The following is a 19,137-nucleotide window of genomic DNA, read 5'->3' as shown; positions in this document are numbered from 1 at the left end:
GAGGGTGCTTTTAGTGAGTCTCACCCTCTTTCTCTAAGCAAAGGAAGTGGTTCACTTCCCTTTTGCTTCGACGTATTTTTTAAAGTTATCCAAAATAGCCTGCCACCCATCTCTCTGCATTTCTATTGGATTTTCCCCTTCAGCTTCAAAAGTTGTGGTCACCTGGGTTTTGCCATTTTCCTCTTTGAACAATACACTGACTTTTCTGTCATCTTCCAGTGTATACCTGATCAGCTCATTGGTTTTTACTTCATCATAGATGCCGGCAAAATCAAAGCCCATGCTGCCATCTTTGGCCTCCATGCGGGATGTGAATTTTCCCCCCACGCGAAGATCGTTGGTAGCTGACGGTGTGTGCCAGTCTTCACTGGGGCTGTTCCACTGGATAATGTCTTCGGGAGTTGTCCATAACTTCCATACTTTTTCTGCCGGAGCACTTATTGAAGCTTCTACAGTAATGTTGGTTTTTGCTTGCGTAGTCATGAGGTCTGTTTTTTTAAGTTTTAATTTATTGCTTTTGATAATACAAACATAGCAGGAGTCTCATAAAAACCACTTGCGTAAAAACGGCAAATCGAGGGGTGGTTTGCGCCAGTCATAACCCGTATGGTAAAGCATACAATAATGGTAGGAAGAGCTTTTGCAGGCGCTTTACTAATATGCGCCGGCCGGCAGGGCCGAAACTTTAAAAATCCATGTGTTTACCACGCACAATTTTCCTCACCAACAGCGCCATAGGAATACCTATAACAAAAACATGTACCAACAAACCTATAGTTATTTGATATAGATTACTCGGATAAGTACCTATTAATGAAAGTGGAATAACTACGTAGTTCATAAACAGCCAGATCCAGATACCGTAGATACCACCAAATAATACTACCGGTCGCAAAGCCTGACCATATCGTTTATAAAACTGGTAGAAGATACCGGTAGCTGTAACAGCAATTATAAAATGAATAATTATGCCCAGAATAACAGGGAGGGTTTCCGCTTCATAGGCAGCCTTGCCCAACAGGCCACTGGATATGTACTTAAACACACCCCTGGGCTGTACACCTAAACTGACATATGCATTGATGCACGCCGCTGCACCATCTAATAAACCCACGAAGAGTCCTGCAAAAAGTATTTTCTTTGCCATAGTTATATATAGTAATCAAGTAAAAACAGGTCGGGTAGTTCTGACAAAGATTTTTGGTATCATTAAATGATACCAAAAAGTAATGAAATAAAAGATAGTAGTTTTTTTTATAAGATGCACATAGTCAGGTATTTTTCGACGATTTTCCAGTTTGGACGGGTGATTGTGGGCGGAATTACAAAACAACGTCAAAAGACACAGCGTGTTTCTCTAACGATAAATATGAAAAGTCTGAATTCAGTAAAAATTAAAAGAGTTTGTACAGGGTATAAAATTGACCTGCACTACCCACGTCACCTTGAGAAAGTGTAAGTATGACGACAGCAACATTTTAAAATTTGCTTAACAGAAGATGTAGTCTGAAGAAACTCCGTACTACCGCAATAAAAATCCTTCCTGAAAAGGATCATCAGGATCAAGATAGAATTCATTTTGCCCGCTAATATGGGCTGTACCCCATACTTCGGGTATTACGGCATCATAAGGGCCAAATTTTATTATACTAGTCACTTTCCCTGTGAACCGGCTCCCGACGATACTCTCAATAGTCATAGATTCTCCCTCCTTCAATATCCCCTGCTGATGATGTAAAGCCATTCTTCCTGAAACACCTGAACCCGTGGGTGAGCGATCTACCTCTCCATCGGCAAAAACGCATACATTTCTGCTATCAACTCCGGCAACGGGGGAAGTATCCATGAATATAGTTCCGTACAGAAATCCAAGATCAGCCTCAAAGGGATGCTCTATTTTCAACCCGCTATTAATAACAGCCTGCTTTATCGCCCTTCCTGCTTCGATAATTTCAGGATAGTTTTCAGGTATTAATTCAATACCTGCATTTTGAGCATCAACGTAGGCATAAAAAGCCCCTCCGTATGCAATATCCATTTTTAACTTACCCATACCTTTTACGTCGATTTGTACATTGTCAGCCAGTACAAAGGAAGGTACTCCGTGGAAACCGGTAGCTATCACTCTCCCCTCCTCCACCTGGGCATATGCCCTCACCAATCCACAGGGCGCCTCTATATTGATGCTGGTTATTGGCTCTTTGATCTCTACCCAACCCATTTCCACAGCCAGCTTTGTCAACGCTATTACAGCATGACCACACATGGTACTGTAACCTTCATTGTGCATGAATATTACAGAAAAGTCAGCTTCCTCATGAAAGGGAGGGAGCATAATACATCCATACATATCTGCATGGCCGCGAGGCTCAAACATCAAAAGTTTTCTCAGGTGATCGTAATTTTCTTTCACATATCTTCTGTTTGCCAGAAGGCTGTCGCCTTCCAACGATGGGAAACCATCGACAACCACACGCAAGGGCTCTCCACCGGTGTGCATTTCTATGGTTTTAATGGCAGACCAGGTTGCTGGTCTCTTAAAGCTCTTCAAGTCCTTAATTCTCTGAAATGTACTGCTGCTCATATTCCTTTTTAACTACTGATATATCCGATTTAGGAGGTTAAATTAGCAAGAAATCACCATCTGATTTTCCTCTATTTAAACTTTGACTGATATGATTTTAACTTATTCCGTATCAAGACTATGTTAATTAGCAGAGTTCTCTGCCAGGAAAGATTTTTTCAATAATTACTTTATTGTTTTATAACTCGGAATCATCCACATTGAAGGTACTTCCTCCTTTATTCTCTTTCTTTAATTCCTGTTCGCATTTATACAATTACAGCTACATGACCCTGCCTTTATTTGTATAAAAATCAAAATGTTATGAGAAACGTCCTGATTATGATATTACTGATTCTGGTTTCTATGTCTGCCTTCAGTCAATCCGGAGATGTTAGTGGTGAAGCTGCCTATATTTTTGCTTACTACCCAAAAGAAAATGCGAAAGAGCTTTTTGAGACGGGGTATAAAGAGCATTTGGAATGGCACAAAGAGAAGCAGGACCCATTGGTTTGGTATGCATGGTATGTACAAAGCGGCAACAGGCTGGGGATGTTCATCGATGGTTCATTCGGCATATCACATAGTGCTTTTGACAATCGGGTTGATCCGGCAGGTGATGGCAAAGATTTCGCTCAGACTACCGCGCCTTTTGCTGAAAGTGTATTCCGACAGGTTTATGCTCTGGACAGATCACTCAGTACTGCCTATTTGCTTGAAGATCACAAGCCTTCAGGAGCTATTGAAGTATTTCACATTACTGTACACCCTGGCAAAGAAATGATCTTTGAAAAGGCCATGAGAACATTGAAGGAAGCCGCGGTCAAACAAAAAGCCGTGCCTGAATATACGCTTTACAAACTACTCTCCGGTGGTGAACATGCGGGATACCTGATGATGGTTCCCAGAAAAAGTTTTGCCTCGTTTGACCAACAGATATTATCCATTGCTGATCTCAGTCAACAGGTTTTATCAGGAAGTAAGGCACTGGAGGCAAATAATCACATATCCACTTCTGTCAGGAAAATTGAAAGTGAAAGCTGGAGCTACAGGGCTGACATGAGCGTTATCCCTTCTGGCAGATGAGCTAACCTTACGCTAAAAATTCACGTTGGAGGTTAGTGAAGCACATAACCTCCGGCACCATGATCTACCAGGAAATTACGCCTTCTGCTGAGCTGCTCCCTTACATCAACTGTTATTGGGTTATTGAGGATGATGACCAGTCGGTGCTCAAAGATGTGTCGTTTCCGGATGGTTGTGTGGAGTTAATTTTCAACATGGGCGTGCCTGTATTCCGAGCACCAGATCATCAAAATTTCAGTAGAAACCCATCTATAGAACTCATTGGTCAAATGAGCCGGTCGTATGCCATTCAGTCTCAGGGGTGCAGGTCCATGCTGGGCATCAGGTTCTATCCGCATACTGTACGAAGCTTCTTCCCTATAAAAATCTCCGAACTGACTGACAGGGTGATCAACCCAAATGCAATCTCAAAAATATACGACCTGCTATTTCAGGAGATTGCAGAAACATCTGACCTGAATAGCCAGATCAATGCTATTGAGTCCTTTCTCCTAAAACAGATCCGCCCGGAACCCTACCGTCGTAAACTTAAAATTGTGGATCACGCCGTGAAGCACATCCTGATGCGTAAAGATAAAAGTGATCTGAATATGATCTTAAGTCAGTGCGATATCAGTGCCCGATATCTACAAAAGCTTTTTGACGAATATGTAGGTATAAGCCCTAAACTGTTCATGAAGATCATCCGGTTTCAACAATCCTTCAAATACCTGAATGAACCTCGCGCATCACTTACCTCTGTGGCCTATCAATGTGGTTATTTTGATCAATCACACTTTATCAGAGACTTTAAAGCACTTTCCGGCAAGCTTCCTTCTCAGTATACAATGGAGGCCCATCCATACAATGAATTTTTCCTGAAGGAAGCCAGCCGGTCATACTTATTTGATTATTGATTGGTATACACTTACCAACCTTTGGGTACTCTCTTCCGGTGTTATATCCCGCTGAGGATTACCCAACATCTCAAAACCAACCATAAATTTCCTGACAGTTGCTGACCGCAGCAATGGTGGATAGAAATGCATATGAAAATGCCACTCAGGATATTCCCCACCATCTGTAGGAGCCTGATGGATACCTGCCGAATAGGGAAACGATACATCAAATAACCCGTCGTAGGTCCGGGTAAGTAACCCAAGGGCTTTTGCAAAATCCACCTTTTCCTCCTCGTTCATTACTCCCAGATGTGGTATAGCTATTTTACTAATTATCATGGTTTCAAACGGCCACACCGCCCAGAAAGGTACCAGCACCACGAAGTGATCGGTTTCAATCACTATGCGCTCATCCTTTTTAAGCTCCTGGGTAAGATAATCTGAAAGTAAAGTGCGGCCATGCTTCTCAAAATATTGCCGCTGCATGATCGTTTCTTTTGCCGGTTCATTAGGCACAGTCTCCGTAGCCCAGACCTGACCGTGAGGATGAGGGTTGCTACACCCCATCATCTCCCCCCTGTTTTCAAAGATCTGCACATAGCTGATGCCCGGTTTAGCCCCCAGCATCATATATTGTTCAGCCCAAACGTCCACCACCTTCTTAATATCATCAATAGCCATTTGGGATAACGTCAGGCCATGATCCGGCGAAAAACAAACGACCCTACATATGCCCTTTTCTGATTTGGCTGTGAACAAGTCATCTTCAAACGAAACCTGCTCATCGCTAAGCAGGGCAGGGAAATCATTGTCGAATACGTAGACCTCCTTGTAATCTGGGTTGATTACCCCTCCAACTCTTTCATTACCGGGACACAGATAGCACCCCGGATCATACTGCACTGATGATTTATCTTCTTTCTTCTCGGTCTTACCCTGCCACGGACGTCTGGCCCTGTGTGGTGATACCAAAACCCACTCTCCGGCCAAAGGGTTATACCTTCTATGCGAAGTCTCATTAAGTCTTGATATATTCATAATGAACTTTTGGTATTTACACACTCCGAAACAGCAGCCTCACTTGTACCCTCGGCTGGCGCCACCTCATAGATCTCAGGCATAATTTCAAAACGCTGCTGATAGGCATCACTAATTGCCTGTATGAAATCATCTTTATAGGTATTCTCAACAATATTTATAGTACACCCTCCAAAGCCCCCGCCCATCATTCTGGCTCCAACGACCTGAGGCTTGTTAATAGTAAAGCCTATCAGAAAATCCAGTTCCGGGCAACTTACCTTATAAGTTAGCGCCAGACCGTAATGCGAATCGTAGAGGTTTCTGCCAAATCCGGCTACATCGCCTTTTTGCAGTTGATCGCAACTCTCAAGTACGCGTAAATTCTCTTCAATAACGAACTTACAACGGTTGAAAACATTTTCTCCAAGTTCAGGAAGAAGGTGCTGCAACATAGGGAGTTTCACATCTCTCAGGCTTTCAACTTCAGGGTAATGAGCTTTAATGATTTCCACTCCACGAAGACATTCTTCCTTTCGTGTGTTGTAGGCAGAAGTAGCCAGTGAATGGCTCACAAGCGAATTGCAAAGTATAATACAGTAGTTGTTTAGCTTCAATGGGAAATAATAATACTCCAATGACCGGCAATCGAGTCGTAAAGCATGATCTTTTTTGCCCATTACATTGATAAACTGATCCATAATACCGCACTGGACTCCCACAAACTCGTTTTCTGCTTTTTGCCCCATTTTAATGATCTCTACAGGCTCAATGCCCAGCGAGAACAGCTCATTTATGGAGAATATGAGTCCACACTCCACGGACGCTGATGACGAAAGACCTGCTCCAATAGGAATATTACCTCCGAATACAATATTGAACCCGTGAACTTTATATCCATTCTTTTGAACCTGGTCTACTGCCCCGATGAGGTAGTTTGCCCACGATTTATCCGATGGTTTTATATCATCCAGTTCAAAGGTTACCGTTTCATCGAAGTGTTTGGAGTATACATTACAGGTCCGGGTGCCGTTTCCTGATATCGCGAAATAAGTCTCTTTATTGATCGCTGCCGGTAGTACAAATCCACCGTTATAGTCTGTATGTTCACCTATCAGGTTGATCCTTGCCGGAGATCTAACCAACAAATCCGGCTGACCATATATATCTATAAATGCCTTGTGTATTTCGTGTGCTTCCATTACCAAAAAATGATGTATAAAACTGCAAGTATTAACATAATGCCCATGGCCAATGCGTTGAACCATGGTGAAGTCGAGAATAGTCCTTTCTCCAGATTGATCGCTTTAGGTGATGCCTTTCCTGCCCCCAGTGAAACCATTATCATCAAGGCGGAAAGCAAGAGAAATACTACCCCCATTTGATCAAGAAATGGCATAGACGGGAACACGAGATCAACGAAGATGCTAAATGGCACTGAAGCGATGGCAGTCCACAATGCTCCACTTGCTGAAGCTCGCTTCCAGAACAAACCAAACATGAACAATACCACAATGCCCGGGCTGACATATCCTGTGTATTTTTGGATAAACTGGAATACCTGTTCTTCACCCCCCAATAAGGGTTGAGCCACAACTACGGCGATAAGCATAGCCACCAAACCTACAATACGACCAACGGTAACTAAATGGCTCTCGGAAACCTCCCTCTTGAGTGATGGTTTGTAAAGATCCATGGTAAAAATGGTTGCAGTACTGTTCATCATAGAGCTTAGCGATGACAGGGCCGCTGCAATCAGGGCTGCAAAAGCCAGCCCTTTGATACCAGTAGGTACAAGATTAGCCAGTAACCAGGGGTAAGCAGCGTCATATCTCTCTATATTTGCGCCAAGTACAAAAGCTGCAATACCTGGTATTACCACTACCATAGGAATCAGTAATTTTAAATATCCAGCAAATGCAAGTCCTTTTTGGGCTTCACCAATACTCTTGGCAGCCAGTGCTCTCTGGATAATGTACTGATTGCACCCCCAATAACTCAGGTTGGCAATCCACATACCCCCTACCAGCACGGAAATACCCGGAAGGTCTTTATAAAAAGGGTTGTCGGGAGAGAGGATCATATCAAACTTCTCAGGAGCTTTTTCAAGCAGAAGAGAAAGGCCTTTTAAAGCTCCTGCTCCTTCACTTACCGCATCAAGTGCCAGGTAAGTGGTGATCAGGCCTCCGAATATCAGGAACACGACCTGCACGACATCGGTCCAGGCTACCGCTTTCAAACCTCCGTAAATAGAGTAAGCAACTGCCATTACTGCCAGGCCAATGATTGACTGCCACATGGTAATGCCCAACACTACCGTCAGTGCCAATGACGAAAGGTATAGCACTGTGGAAAGGTTAACGAAAGTGTACAGAAATACCCAGAATACAGCCAGCACGGTCCTTATGCGCCCATCGTAGCGTTGTTCGAGTAGCTGAGGCAGAGTAAAAATACCTTTCTTTAAAAATACAGGAAGAAAAAACTTGGCTACGATCAGCAGGGTAAGTGCAGCCATCCACTCATAGGTGGCTATACCCAAACCCAGGGCAAAGCCGGAACCTGACATGCCAATGAATTGCTCTGCTGAAATGTTGGAAGCGATCAGAGATGCTCCGATAGCCCACCAGGGCAGCGATTTGCCAGCCAGAAAGTAGTCGCTGGAATCTTTGGTGTGCCCCTTCTTTTCCCGGCTGACCCAATACCCAATAAATATGATCAGGCAGCCATAGGCAACGAAAATAATGATGTCGATGGTCGATAGATTCATTACATTTTTGTTTGTTTAGAAATTGATTAAAGTATCTGGTATAGAAAATTTGTCAAAACTAACTTCTATACCATAAGCAAGACTTAGCTCCACTCCAGGGGCAAGAGTTATGAGTCCAAGTCCATTATTAAAAGCATTTGCTGGACACGTTACCGGTTCAACTGCAATGCTGTTTCTATTATATGGGGTATATACCTGAAGGTAATTGTACCCGTCGGTTCCCGTTTGTTGCCAAATGTCAACTGCCATTTTCAACTTGGGGTATGCCAGGGTAAAAACTGCCTTACCAGTATTGTTTAATTCAAAAGCATCATCAAACTGTTGCTTTCCAATCCGACGAAAATCGCTGAATTTTCCGTCTTCTGCAAACTTCATGTTGGGTATCATGTCATGAAGTTCCAATTGTTTGTCTGCACGGAACCTGATATACATATCATCGGTTAAGGGATGGGTGTTAAAAACAGGGTGCCAGCCATCACCAATCAATATTTCCCGGTCATCAGTATTCTTAATTTCAGTGGTGCATGTCAAGCTGTTATCCCTGTTGAACCGGTACTCTATTTCCATGTGATATTTAAATGGATAGCCCGGATTGAATGCATCATACACATATCGATAGCGTAATCTACCTTCATACTCATCGGCCCCGCTATTAATCAACTCAAAGGGAACATTGTAGAGTAAACCGTGGTGAGCATGGCCTTCTTCCAACAGGTTAATACCCAACTGATAATTCTGACCTTTAAAGGTGTAATTACCTGCTTTTATCCTATTGGGAAATGGCGACAACTTGCATCCCTTAAAAGTATGGGCAATATTGTTGACCAAATCATTTTCATTTTCATACCCATCAATCAACGGAAAATAGCTATCATCGGGCAACCTGACATTAAAGGCATTGAGCATAGCACCGCAAGATGGGATAACACCAATGTATTCTCCAGAATCCCTGTTCAATAATATATGGTAAGCTCTTTCCCCGAATTTTCCTTGCAAAAACTCCATCCTGTTAAGCTTAGTTAATGGCCGACCATAGGCTCTATGACAAACTTAAAAGTGTAGGGTCTGGCGGGTATGGTATACTCCTCATGTACCAACCTTCCCCAGGAAGTGTCTCCCCCTACGCCCATCTGTTTATGATCTATATTAAGTGTAATAAAGTCGCGGGGGATAAGGTCAGCCCCGTGCTTTGAAGGTACTGGTACCAGACCTGACGCAGAGGATGCTCCTTGGGCAGCAGCCTGAAATTCCAGGTCTTCCGGATCAAGCTGCCACGCACTGGCAGAAAAAATCAGTTCAGATGAAATTCTTAAACCTGTTCCCTTATCATCGGTAAGCTTCAACCAACGAAGGTCTGTTTTATTCCCGGTCTCCTGTGGGCGGGAGTATTTGTGCAACTGATCCCAAACCCTGCCCTGATATATTCCTATTTTTCCTGAGGTTTTTCGATCCCAATAGGTTTCATGAGGGCCACGGCCATACCACTGCATATTATGGTATTTACCGGATAAGCGGGTTTGAAAACCAATTTTTGGCAAGTTGGGGAGCCCCACCTCCTCTGGTGTAAATGCCATCTGTATTTCTACTTTTCCGCTTAGGTCTATGCCATAGGTAATGGTATAACTTACTGCCGGCTCCCCGCTTTTAAAACTCGCTATAATATTAATTTTGGTTCTGTCCTTTTTTACCTGATAATCAATTAACTTACTTTTTGACCAGGTATTTTTCCAAATGACTGCCCATTCCTGCATATTATTGCCAAGATCATTATCCGTGGGAGGCCTCCAGAAATTCGGCTTCAGGGACGATAATAACAGCTCGTTCCCATTCAATTCATAGCTTGTGAGCAACATCTGCTTCTTATCAAATTTTGCGGTAAATCCGTTACCACTCACGGTTACAGCATTCCCTTTTTCGGAAACAGAAAGTGCACCTTCAACTGGTCCCTGAGGTTCTTTGATGTTAGAGCCTCCCAGATAAAACTGATCCCAGGCAACCTCATGACCTATAGGGATCAGCGGTACTTCTGTATTTTGCAAAGCACTTATGGTAATGTAGTATTCCGCATTAGGTGATGACAAAAGGTCATTGACCGGAATAAAGAACGTTTTCTTTTGCCTTGCCGGTACATTGGGCATAGGGACCACACCACTATTTACGGGCTTACCGTTTGCCAGCAGCTCCCAGGTAAGGGTATAGTCGGACAGGTCCTTGAAGAAATTTTTGTTGAACACTTCGAATTTACCTGTTTTGGCATCTGTCATTGAAAATTTAATGGGCTGATAAACCTTTTTCACTTCGTACAAATGCGGGTGCGGCTCACGCTTTGGATTCACCAGACCATTATTCAGAAAATTACCATCTGTTGGCAGTCCCGGGTGATAATCGTGTCCATAGGCATAGTATGGTACACCCTGATCATTTACATACTCCAGTGACTGATCGACCCAGTCCCATATATAGCCTCCTTGCAGTACCGAGTACTTTTCTATCACATCCCAATAATCCTGAAGGTTGCCTACGGAGTTACCCATGGCATGGGCATACTCGATCATGATCAAAGGCCTGTCCGGATTTTTGGCAGCATAGTTCTCCAGTTTTGAAATTGATGGATACATCGGGCAAAAGATGTCTGTATACCTTTCCAGTTCGGCAGGCTCATACTGAACAGGCCTGCTGTCATGGGCTTTCAACCAGTCATAAGTCGCTTCAAATACTTTTCCATAACCAGCCTCATTGCCTAACGACCAGATGATGATCGAAGGGTGATTCTTATCTCTATGGAACATGCGCTGGGTTTTGTCCATGTGTGCCGGCAGCCAACTCATTTCATTGCCTATCTGGGTTTCTGCGCTATTGGCCAATGGGTGGCTTTCAATGTTGGCTTCATCGATCACATACATTCCATATTTATCGGTGAGCTCATACCAGTATGGATTATTAGGATAATGGCTTGACCGCACGGCATTGATATTATTTAGCTTCATTAGTCTGATGTCGTTTTCCATGCTGGCTTTGGAAACCACATGCCCGGTATGGGGATCAGTCTCGTGGCGGTCAACACCTTTGATGTATATTGGCTGACCATTTACAAGTAGCTGGCCGTTTTCTATCGTAACGGTGCGAAAACCCAGCTGATCTGTGATTACTTCCTGTACCGTATTTCCGTACTTGAGACTAATAATCAGGGTATACAGATTGGGTGTTTCTGCTGTCCATGGACGAATGTTTTCTATGACACTTTTAATATTGACTTGGTTCGAAGAAGCAGCATTTAGTACTATTTTTTGCTGTCTTTCCAGAACAGGCTCATACTCATTGTCATTATCCAAGAGTTTAATATCTGCTGTAACCGTCTTTTTTTCTGAAGTGTAATTTTTTAGCTCTATGTCCAGAGCAAGGTCTCCTGAAGTATAATTATCGGTTAGCGAGGTTCTGGCAAAAAAGTCGTAAACATGCACTTTGGGAATAGCATAAAGGTATACATCGCGCTCTATGCCGGAGAGCCTCAGCATGTCCTGACTTTCGATATAACTGGCATCGCTCCACCTGAAAACCTGTAAAGCAATACGGTTAGTACCTTTTTCCAGGTATTTTGTGATGTTAAACTCTGCCGGTGTTTTTGATCCCTGAGAGTAACCAACCTGCTCTCCGTTTACCCATACATAAATAGCAGAGGTAGCAGCACCTATGTGTAAAATAGTTTCACGATCGCTCCAGTTCTCACTGATCTCAAAAGTTCTGAGATAGGACCCCACGGGATTGTAGTCATCCTGCATATCAGGCCACTCTGCTTCAAAAGGGTACTTTTCATCCAAATAGATAGGGTGGTCGTAGCCCTCAACTTCCCAGTTTGATGGTACGGGGATCAGGCTCCAGTCACTGGCATCGTAATCACTTTTATAAAAATCCGGAGGGCGATCTGCCGGCCTGATGGCAAAATTAAATTTCCAAAGTCCGTTTAAGGACTGGTAATAGGGGGATTCCTCCGGCCTGTCTTTCAGTGCCGACTCCAGGCTGCCATAGGGAAATAGTGTGGCATGGGGAGCCTCTTTATTGATCTGAAATACCTGGTGGTTCTCCCAGTCGTGCTGTGCCTTAAGCGAAGTGTTTACTGTTAAACCTAAAATCAGAGCGATCCCTGCAAAATACCTGTTCATGTTCATGCTTTTAAAAAATCTTCCTTAAATACGTCTTCAAGTTGTTTCATAAAAAATGCTATATCTTGCTGACTGATGCATATTGGTGGTTTGAGTTTCAGCACATTGTTATCCGGGCCATCCGTACTCATCAGTATACCTTTTTCTTTCATTCTGTTGGCCAGATAGGTCGCTTCCTTTGTAGCGGGTGTAAGCCCACGAACCAACTCAAATCCTGAAAACAATCCATGTCCGCGCACGTCACCGATGATCGGGTATTGCTTTTGCAAAGCCTTGAGCTCGTCCAGCAGTAAGTTACCCATTTGCAGAGCATTTTGCTGCAATTTCTCTTCTCTAACTACCCTGAGCACAGCCCGGCCGATGCTGCATGAGACCGGATTACCTCCGAAGGTATTGAAGTACTCCATGCCGTTATTAAACTGATCGGCCACCTCTTGCGTACATACCACTGCGGCCAGTGGGTGTCCATTGCCCAATGGCTTACCGATGGTGACTATATCAGGCTGAACCCCCTGGAGCTCAAATCCCCAGAATTTCTCTCCCACACGACCAACACCCACCTGTACCTCATCAGCAATACAAACTCCACCTTCCCGATGAATCAGTTTATATATTTCAGCCAAATAACCTGTAGGTAGCACAATCTGACCTGCACAACTGAGTATACTTTCTGCTATGAAGCCTCCTACCCGGCCACCTTTACTTGTGATGGTTACCAGAGCATCTTTAACATGGGCAATATACTTTTGAAATTGGCCTGACTGTCCCTGGTAAATACCCCGGAAGTAATCCGGCGCAGGGATAACATGTGTATGCTCAGGTGCTCCTTTACCTCCCTTGCCGTCAAACTTGTAGCTGCTGATGTCTATGCATCCGCCGGTATTGCCATGATAACCGGATTCCAGCACAATCATATGCCGCGACCCGGTACATGCCTGTACCATGCGGAGGGCCAGCTCATTGGCCTCGCTGCCAGAGTTAACAAAGTGGCATACTTTCAGATGCGACGGTAGCGTAGCCAGTAATTCTTCTGCAAAAAGCGTTATTTCCTCGTGTAAATAGCGCGTGTTGGTATTCAAAACAGCGATTTGCCTTTGCCCTGCTTCTACTACGGCCGGGTGTTCGTGCCCTACGTGGGCCACGTTGTTGACCATGTCGAGGTATGGCCTGCCTGTAATATCAAAGAGATGCTGTTTATAGCCCCTTATTATATGAAGCGGATCATTGTATGAAACGCTCAGGGCCTTGCCCAGGTACTTGTCCCTCTTTTCAATGATTTTCTGCTTACCAGTATTTATTGTAGCGCCACTTTTCCATTTAAAAAAAGGGGATGGATCAGGACAAATCTGACTCCAGACATTCCACTCGTCTGATGAAGCTGTAGCCGGGAAATTCATTTCGTATCCCAGCAGGTCATAAATGATCTGGAAATGAAGGTGATGGAGCCTGACCCCATGTACACCTTCAGATCCGATCTTAGCGATTAAAACCCCCTGCTTAATCGCTTTTCCTTTGACAACATCTTTAATACTTGAGGTAGACAGGTGTTTGTATAGTGTAAAGAAAGGAATACCTTCTACTTTATGGGATAATATGATAGTTGCCTCATTTCCTGAACGGAGCACTGAGTGTACCACTCCGTCATAAGCTGCCATTACTCCCCGGCTTTCAAAGCTGAAAAAATCAACCCCTAAAGCCCGTGCTTTGGGAAGAAAACCATCATCAGTTCTTTTCTGATATTCTGATGAATTGTAAAAAGGACGTACCTCTCCATATCTGCCATATCCAATAGTATGGTCAGCATCTTCAAGTATTCTTTTGATCCTGAGATCAACTCTTTCTTTTGATGCGTAGTTATAAGCGTTGCCCAGTTTTTTCGACCCCACTGAAAGGTCAATGTTATATATATTTTCTTCAAGGCCTTTGATTACCGGAGCAAATGAAACCTTATCAGGAGAAAGTGATTTTCCCGGCCGGGCATTCCATCCGCAGGCAGAACGAAAGCTGTAATGAATAAAGCTCTTGGGAATATTTTGTAGTTTGTACAGCAGCTTCCACGCTGGTTTTTCACTGATAGATAAATACTCGTTGTCGGGATTTTCCTTCTTGTTTAACATAGACGCGGTGACACTGATGATCAACCTTGCCCCTATAAGTGTTAAAAGAGCCTCTACTTCAGTCTCTGTCAATGCCCTCCAGCTATGGAAACCTGAGATCACATGGCATGCAGCATACACTGGATCTTCTTTATCCATCATGGCATAGGCCAGGGTTATAGCCAGTTCATTAACTGTATAAGTATATATGGCATCCCCAAAGTCAATAATGCCTTCAACTACAGCTTTTTCGAGATGTTCAGAGACCAGAATATTATAGTCGTTGATATCATTATGGGTTACGCTTTTCCTCAGAGATCTCAGTAAAGGTTGATTTTCTTCGAAGAGATCATAAAAGTAGCGGATAGTACCTGCTTCCTTTTCAGTGGGAAACTGTTCTAGGTGTTCCTTAACCCAAAAAGCCTGAGCCGGATCCCATTTATAAGCTCTGTGTGCTCCTTCGTGGTCAAAACCTGACAATGCCTGGCTCAACTCTGCACTGGCTATCCCCAGGCTCGTCAGGAGCTTAGCGCTGTGCGGCTTTACGTAAGCAAAAAGCCTTCCGGGCACCCAGGTCAGCAGTCTGATCAATCTGGTTTCTCTATCAAATATGATGGTTTCCATTTCATTACCAGACAGGCTTCTGACTACATAGGGCAGTTTAAGCATGGTACATTCTTTGACATGTGATAACATGGCATTTTGGAATTGAATGCTTTCAAAGTCTGCTTCATCAGATATTTTTAATGTATAGCATTCTCCAGAGTCGGCTATGACATAAAAATTTAAATCTACCTCCCCTTGTAAAGGGTGTATTTCGCCAGTAATGCCATAATGCTCCAGAAGGAGGTTGCTTACAGCACCTGAAACTTTTCTGTCTTCTTTTAACAACATGCTTAATTTCGCTCTTTTACCAATAGTAAAATATGTGCAGCAGACCAGCTAAAATGCCTGGCATTAAGGCCTTTCCCGCTTACAGGGTGATAATTTTCATAAATGGGCTCTCCCCTTACCTTAAGCCCTTCAGCATTATTCAATATTTTATCTGTCAGTTGATCTGCTTCCTCATTCAAGTCATATTTTCTTAAGCCGGCTATGGCAAAATATGCCTGATCCAGCCATACAGGCCCCCTCCAATAGCCTTTTTGTGGATTAAATTTTTCATGTGAGGCATCGAGGGTCGGCAAAGGCATGTAAGTGTTAAAAGCAGATGAATCCATAATCTGTTTCATTACACCTGTGGCTTGTTCTTTCTCGGCTACACCAGCCCACACAGGTATCCAACCTTCAGGGCCTTTTACATTTATCTTCTGAGTTGTCCCTATCTGCACATCATAGTAATAACCGGATGCCTCGTCATAGAATACATTGTTGATTTGAGCTTTCAATGCCTTAGCTTCTTTCTTTAGTGTTTCTGAAGGCAGTCCGATGATTTCAGATAGTTTTGACATGTAAAGTTTCTCCGCATACAGGTAGGCATTCAAATCGACTGACTCCTGATTGAGCGACCAGGCTTCCCTAGTATTTTTCAATAAGTTGGCGCTGTCAAACCGGACTGCATTGTCCATGCCTGACTCCCATGCTGCTGCGATGCGAGTGCCGTCTGTAGAGCCATATTCACAAAGACCGTTCTGGTCATGGTCACGGTATTGGTACCACCAGCGATGGTATTTCTCCAGTTTGGGATACATCTCTCTTACAAATGCGGTATCGGTGGTTGCCTTGTATATTTCATAAATCGCCCAACCGGAAAGCGGCGGTTTGGTATCCCTCCAGTTATGTTTTTCGATCAGAGTGTCTCTGAAAATGCAGTCTGCAATCATACCCTGTTCATTCTGGTAATCGTACATGGCTCTGATCTGGTCTTTGGCAAGGTCAGGATTAAACATTACTGCAGCTACAGCATGCTTCCACGAGTCCCATGCCCAAAAACCATAAAATCCTCTGTATGCGTATGATGGGAAAAAGCCCTGATGTTTCAACTCTCCTCCGGCCCTCCTCCAGTTATTGGTTAGGGTTTCCAGTGTCTTTACAGCTATCAGTTTTTCTTCTTCTGTAGTAAGACCTTGTGTAACCTGGTCAACATACTGTTTCCACCGTTGGGTATTGGCCTCAAAGTAGTGCCCCGGATCCTTTAAGGCCGAAGTTATTAAAGGCTCCTCAGCCTGAATTTCTTCTTCATTTCCCAGTGTATGTACCTGGGCTAAGGTGACTTCATCCTGTAATGTTATATCCTCTGAAGTTGACATCACGTAACTTCCAGAATCAATGGTAACGGATGCTTTAAGAGAGGGACGAATCACAAAATATTGATTATCGTCTATTTTATACTGAATCCCTTGATTTTCTTGCAGCGAGAGAGTGACATTATCCAGCCAGGTTTTGCCTTTCCAGGATATCCCAAGTTTTACCGGTGTCTGACTTTCATTGATGATGTGGGTCTGAATCAATGCAGTGGCAGATGAAATAAAAATGAGTTTTTGCTCTACAGTGATCTGGCCTACGGTAAATCGTTGTTCCAGGTGGCCGGGATAATAGGCGGATGCAAAGTTTGATGCATCACCGAACGAAACGCTGTGACCATCCAGAAATATGTTCATTTCGCCCAATGGGCCAAGCCATCTACCATTATTTACAGTCATTAAATAAGGACCGGCAAAGGCTCCTGAAGGCTCCGGTGATATCGCGTAACTGTGCCATGCACCCAGATCGGAAAAACTGGAAACGCTATTATCCTGCCCCGATTGCGGGATTCCTTTTACATTAAGAATGTCTGCAAAATGCTCCTGTGGCTTACCTTTAGTACGTTTTGCAGTTTCATCATTTTTGCAGCTTAGCAGGGTCAAAAATGCAGCTGCAATAGTTAAAGTCAGGAGTTTTACAGGTATGCTACTTAAATTTTTCAATTTGGGCTCTGATTTAAATGTCTGTAATAAAAGGCGTATCCGGTGCTTTACAACTTCACCTGATACGTCCTTTTATCTAATCTAACCTAAACAAAACTAATTCGTGTTCTTAATTGCTCCCAATAGCCGTATTGGTCTGTAATTCTGATAACGGTACCGGAAGGTATGCATGACTGACCGCACTAAACCCTGTTCTTCCGGCTGCCTGCATCGCTTCATCCAGCATTCCCCAGCGGCGAAGATCAAAGAATCTCACCGACTCCAGAGTCAGTTCCATAGTCCTTTCATGAATAATCTGCGCTTTGACTTCTGCCTGTGTCGCAGCTGTAGTGGAAGGCATGTTGCCATGTACGTCCCTTATCTGATCAATAATGGTAATGGCTCCGGGTGTATCACCTGTTTCATTCAGCGCCTCAGCATACATAAGCAGTACGTCTGCATATCGCATCAGCACCACGTTCACGCCCACGTAGGAGTTATCCCAAACATAGTTGGGCAACCATTTTCTGAAGTAAGCATGATTGTCGTAGGTGCTTCCGTACTGGGTGGTCATCAGCTCATCCCATGTAGATCCCTGCATCTCGTTGGTGCCGGGGTCGTTGAAATAAGGATCTCTGAAATAAACAGAAGCATAAAGTCTGTTGTCGTACAAACCGTTGCTGGCTATCATTCCTTCACTTTTCATCTCATTTACCAGTGCCATTGTGGCTTCTATTCCACCCCAGCCTCCGATTGACCAGTCGCCAACAAATGCATGTAATCTGGTGGCGTTCCATGAGGTAGCGTCTCCACTTTTGAACTGTAGCTCAAAGATCGACTCCTGATTGTTTTCATTTTCACCGTTGAAGTTGCTTACAAAATCAGGTTCAAGGGCATAACTGCCTGCCGTTCCTTCTACAATAGGCTTAAAAGCTGCTACAGCATTATCAAAGTCATTGCTTTCTGCCGAGGAAGGATCGCCTGCCTTATACATGTATGCCTTGCCGAGGTAAGCCAATGCCGCTCCCTTTGTGGCCCTTCCGGGTTCGGTGTTGCCCACAATATCTAACATTTCTGCCGCAGTGGTGAAGTCCTCAATTACAATGCCCCATGCCTCAGGTCTTGTAGAAAGGTCCTTGTCAAGGGTTTGCTGTGTTATGGCTTCTGTTCTCACCACGATCTTTTCAAACATGGTAAGTAGCTTAAAATGGTAGTATCCTCTCAGGAATGTGGCTTCGCCGATAATCTGCTTTTTCTCAGCATCCGAAATTTGATCGGGTGTCATTTCGCCTACTTTGCTGATCACCTGATTAGCAAAGTTCAAGCCTTTATAATTAGTCGACCAGATTACGTCTACAAAAATGTGGGCATTGGTATAATCAAAATTAAATATGGACATCCAGTGCGCATAGTTCGTAGCATCGGGGCCGGGCAAGGCATAGTCGCTCCTGAAGTATTCCAATACGGGGCGACCTTCCTGCCAGCCGTCCCAGAAGTTACTCCTAGATTCAAGTTCAGAGTATGCCGCGGTCAATCCCGAACGGGCATCTTCGGCATTTCTCCAGAAGTTCTCAGACGTAAGCTGGTCTGGTGGTGACTGCTGTATGAATTCGTCGTCATTGCAGGAGGAAGCGGCTACCGCCAGTAATCCTGCTACAACCAGTTTATGAAAATTTTTCATGTTC

13 protein-coding genes are annotated in these 19,137 nt (G+C 43.9%); 2 read left to right on the top strand and 11 right to left on the bottom strand.

Going from position 1 to position 19,137, the window contains the following annotated elements:
* Positions 1 to 51 precede the first annotated feature (51 nt).
* From LVD17_RS12640 to LVD17_RS12630, 3 genes are all read right to left on the bottom strand, one after another.
* Positions 52 to 483: an SRPBCC family protein gene (locus LVD17_RS12640; protein ID WP_233767252.1), complete on the bottom strand. Its 432-nt coding sequence runs from the start codon at positions 481 to 483 to the stop codon at positions 52 to 54.
* Between the two features lie 202 nt (positions 484 to 685).
* Positions 686 to 1,147 (bottom strand): hypothetical protein, encoded by a 462-nt coding sequence (locus LVD17_RS12635; protein ID WP_233767250.1) that lies wholly within the window; start codon positions 1,145 to 1,147, stop codon positions 686 to 688.
* A 375-nt stretch (positions 1,148 to 1,522) separates the two neighbouring features.
* The gene (locus LVD17_RS12630) at positions 1,523 to 2,584 is read right to left on the bottom strand and encodes a proline racemase family protein (RefSeq protein WP_233767248.1); all 1,062 of its coding nucleotides are present in this window, start codon (positions 2,582 to 2,584) and stop codon (positions 1,523 to 1,525) included.
* Positions 2,585 to 2,887: 303 nt separating this feature from the next.
* On the opposite strand from LVD17_RS12630, the gene LVD17_RS12625 reads away from it, so the two are divergent.
* Both LVD17_RS12625 and LVD17_RS12620 read left to right on the top strand, forming a co-directional pair.
* Complete coding sequence (locus LVD17_RS12625) at positions 2,888 to 3,649, top strand: hypothetical protein (protein WP_233767247.1); 762 nt, start codon at positions 2,888 to 2,890, stop codon at positions 3,647 to 3,649.
* A 59-nt stretch (positions 3,650 to 3,708) separates the two neighbouring features.
* Complete coding sequence (locus LVD17_RS12620; protein WP_233767246.1) at positions 3,709 to 4,545, top strand: helix-turn-helix transcriptional regulator; 837 nt, start codon at positions 3,709 to 3,711, stop codon at positions 4,543 to 4,545.
* Here the strand turns inward: LVD17_RS12620 and LVD17_RS12615 are convergent.
* The 8 genes from LVD17_RS12615 to LVD17_RS12580 form a co-directional block, all read right to left on the bottom strand.
* Positions 4,531 to 5,565, bottom strand: coding sequence for a UDP-glucose--hexose-1-phosphate uridylyltransferase (locus tag LVD17_RS12615; RefSeq protein WP_233767244.1), 1,035 nt, complete (start codon positions 5,563 to 5,565; stop codon positions 4,531 to 4,533). The genes LVD17_RS12620 and LVD17_RS12615 overlap by 15 nt on opposite strands.
* Positions 5,562 to 6,746 (bottom strand): galactokinase, encoded by a 1,185-nt coding sequence (gene galK / locus LVD17_RS12610; RefSeq protein WP_233767243.1) that lies wholly within the window; start codon positions 6,744 to 6,746, stop codon positions 5,562 to 5,564. The genes LVD17_RS12615 and galK overlap by 4 nt, the downstream gene beginning before the upstream one ends.
* Positions 6,746 to 8,311, bottom strand: a complete 1,566-nt coding sequence (locus LVD17_RS12605; RefSeq protein WP_233767242.1) for a sodium/sugar symporter — start codon at positions 8,309 to 8,311, stop codon at positions 6,746 to 6,748. Before LVD17_RS12605 ends, galK begins: the two co-directional genes overlap by 1 nt.
* Positions 8,312 to 8,326: 15 nt before the next feature.
* Positions 8,327 to 9,316 (bottom strand): aldose 1-epimerase, encoded by a 990-nt coding sequence (locus LVD17_RS12600; RefSeq protein ID WP_233767240.1) that lies wholly within the window; start codon positions 9,314 to 9,316, stop codon positions 8,327 to 8,329.
* 14 nt (positions 9,317 to 9,330) lie between these two features.
* Positions 9,331 to 12,471, bottom strand: a complete 3,141-nt coding sequence (gene lacZ, locus LVD17_RS12595) for a beta-galactosidase, LacZ type (RefSeq protein WP_233767238.1) — start codon at positions 12,469 to 12,471, stop codon at positions 9,331 to 9,333.
* 2 nt (positions 12,472 to 12,473) lie between these two features.
* Positions 12,474 to 15,461, bottom strand: a complete 2,988-nt coding sequence (locus tag LVD17_RS12590) for an aminotransferase class III-fold pyridoxal phosphate-dependent enzyme (protein WP_233767236.1) — start codon at positions 15,459 to 15,461, stop codon at positions 12,474 to 12,476.
* Positions 15,462 to 15,463: 2 nt separating this feature from the next.
* Entirely contained in the window at positions 15,464 to 17,473 is a 2,010-nt protein-coding gene (locus LVD17_RS12585; RefSeq protein WP_233767234.1) for an MGH1-like glycoside hydrolase domain-containing protein, read from the bottom strand.
* Positions 17,474 to 17,582: 109 nt separating this feature from the next.
* Positions 17,583 to 19,133, bottom strand: coding sequence for a RagB/SusD family nutrient uptake outer membrane protein (locus LVD17_RS12580; RefSeq protein WP_233767232.1), 1,551 nt, complete (start codon positions 19,131 to 19,133; stop codon positions 17,583 to 17,585).
* Positions 19,134 to 19,137 lie beyond the last annotated feature (4 nt).

Origin of the sequence: Fulvivirga ulvae (assembly GCF_021389975.1) — a bacterium.
Classification (GTDB): domain Bacteria; phylum Bacteroidota; class Bacteroidia; order Cytophagales; family Cyclobacteriaceae; genus Fulvivirga; species Fulvivirga ulvae.
The sequence above is the reverse complement of the archived record's forward strand: the minus strand, read 5'-3'. Positions and strand labels throughout refer to the sequence as shown.

Excerpts from the sequence above, each read along its gene's own strand:
- galK (WP_233767243.1), bottom strand. The coding sequence starts at position 6,746 with ATGGAAGCACACGAAATACACAAGGCATTTATAGATATATATGGTCAG.
- LVD17_RS12620 (WP_233767246.1), top strand. The coding sequence starts at position 3,709 with ATGATCTACCAGGAAATTACGCCTTCTGCTGAGCTGCTCCCTTACATC.
- lacZ (WP_233767238.1), bottom strand. The coding sequence starts at position 12,471 with ATGAACAGGTATTTTGCAGGGATCGCTCTGATTTTAGGTTTAACAGTA.
- LVD17_RS12605 (WP_233767242.1), bottom strand. The coding sequence starts at position 8,311 with ATGAATCTATCGACCATCGACATCATTATTTTCGTTGCCTATGGCTGC.
- LVD17_RS12635 (WP_233767250.1), bottom strand. The coding sequence starts at position 1,147 with ATGGCAAAGAAAATACTTTTTGCAGGACTCTTCGTGGGTTTATTAGAT.
- LVD17_RS12640 (WP_233767252.1), bottom strand. The coding sequence starts at position 483 with ATGACTACGCAAGCAAAAACCAACATTACTGTAGAAGCTTCAATAAGT.
- LVD17_RS12590 (WP_233767236.1), bottom strand. The coding sequence starts at position 15,461 with ATGTTGTTAAAAGAAGACAGAAAAGTTTCAGGTGCTGTAAGCAACCTC.
- LVD17_RS12615 (WP_233767244.1), bottom strand. The coding sequence starts at position 5,565 with ATGAATATATCAAGACTTAATGAGACTTCGCATAGAAGGTATAACCCT.
- LVD17_RS12630 (WP_233767248.1), bottom strand. The coding sequence starts at position 2,584 with ATGAGCAGCAGTACATTTCAGAGAATTAAGGACTTGAAGAGCTTTAAG.
- LVD17_RS12580 (WP_233767232.1), bottom strand. The coding sequence starts at position 19,133 with ATGAAAAATTTTCATAAACTGGTTGTAGCAGGATTACTGGCGGTAGCC.
- LVD17_RS12625 (WP_233767247.1), top strand. The coding sequence starts at position 2,888 with ATGAGAAACGTCCTGATTATGATATTACTGATTCTGGTTTCTATGTCT.
- LVD17_RS12600 (WP_233767240.1), bottom strand. The coding sequence starts at position 9,316 with ATGGAGTTTTTGCAAGGAAAATTCGGGGAAAGAGCTTACCATATATTA.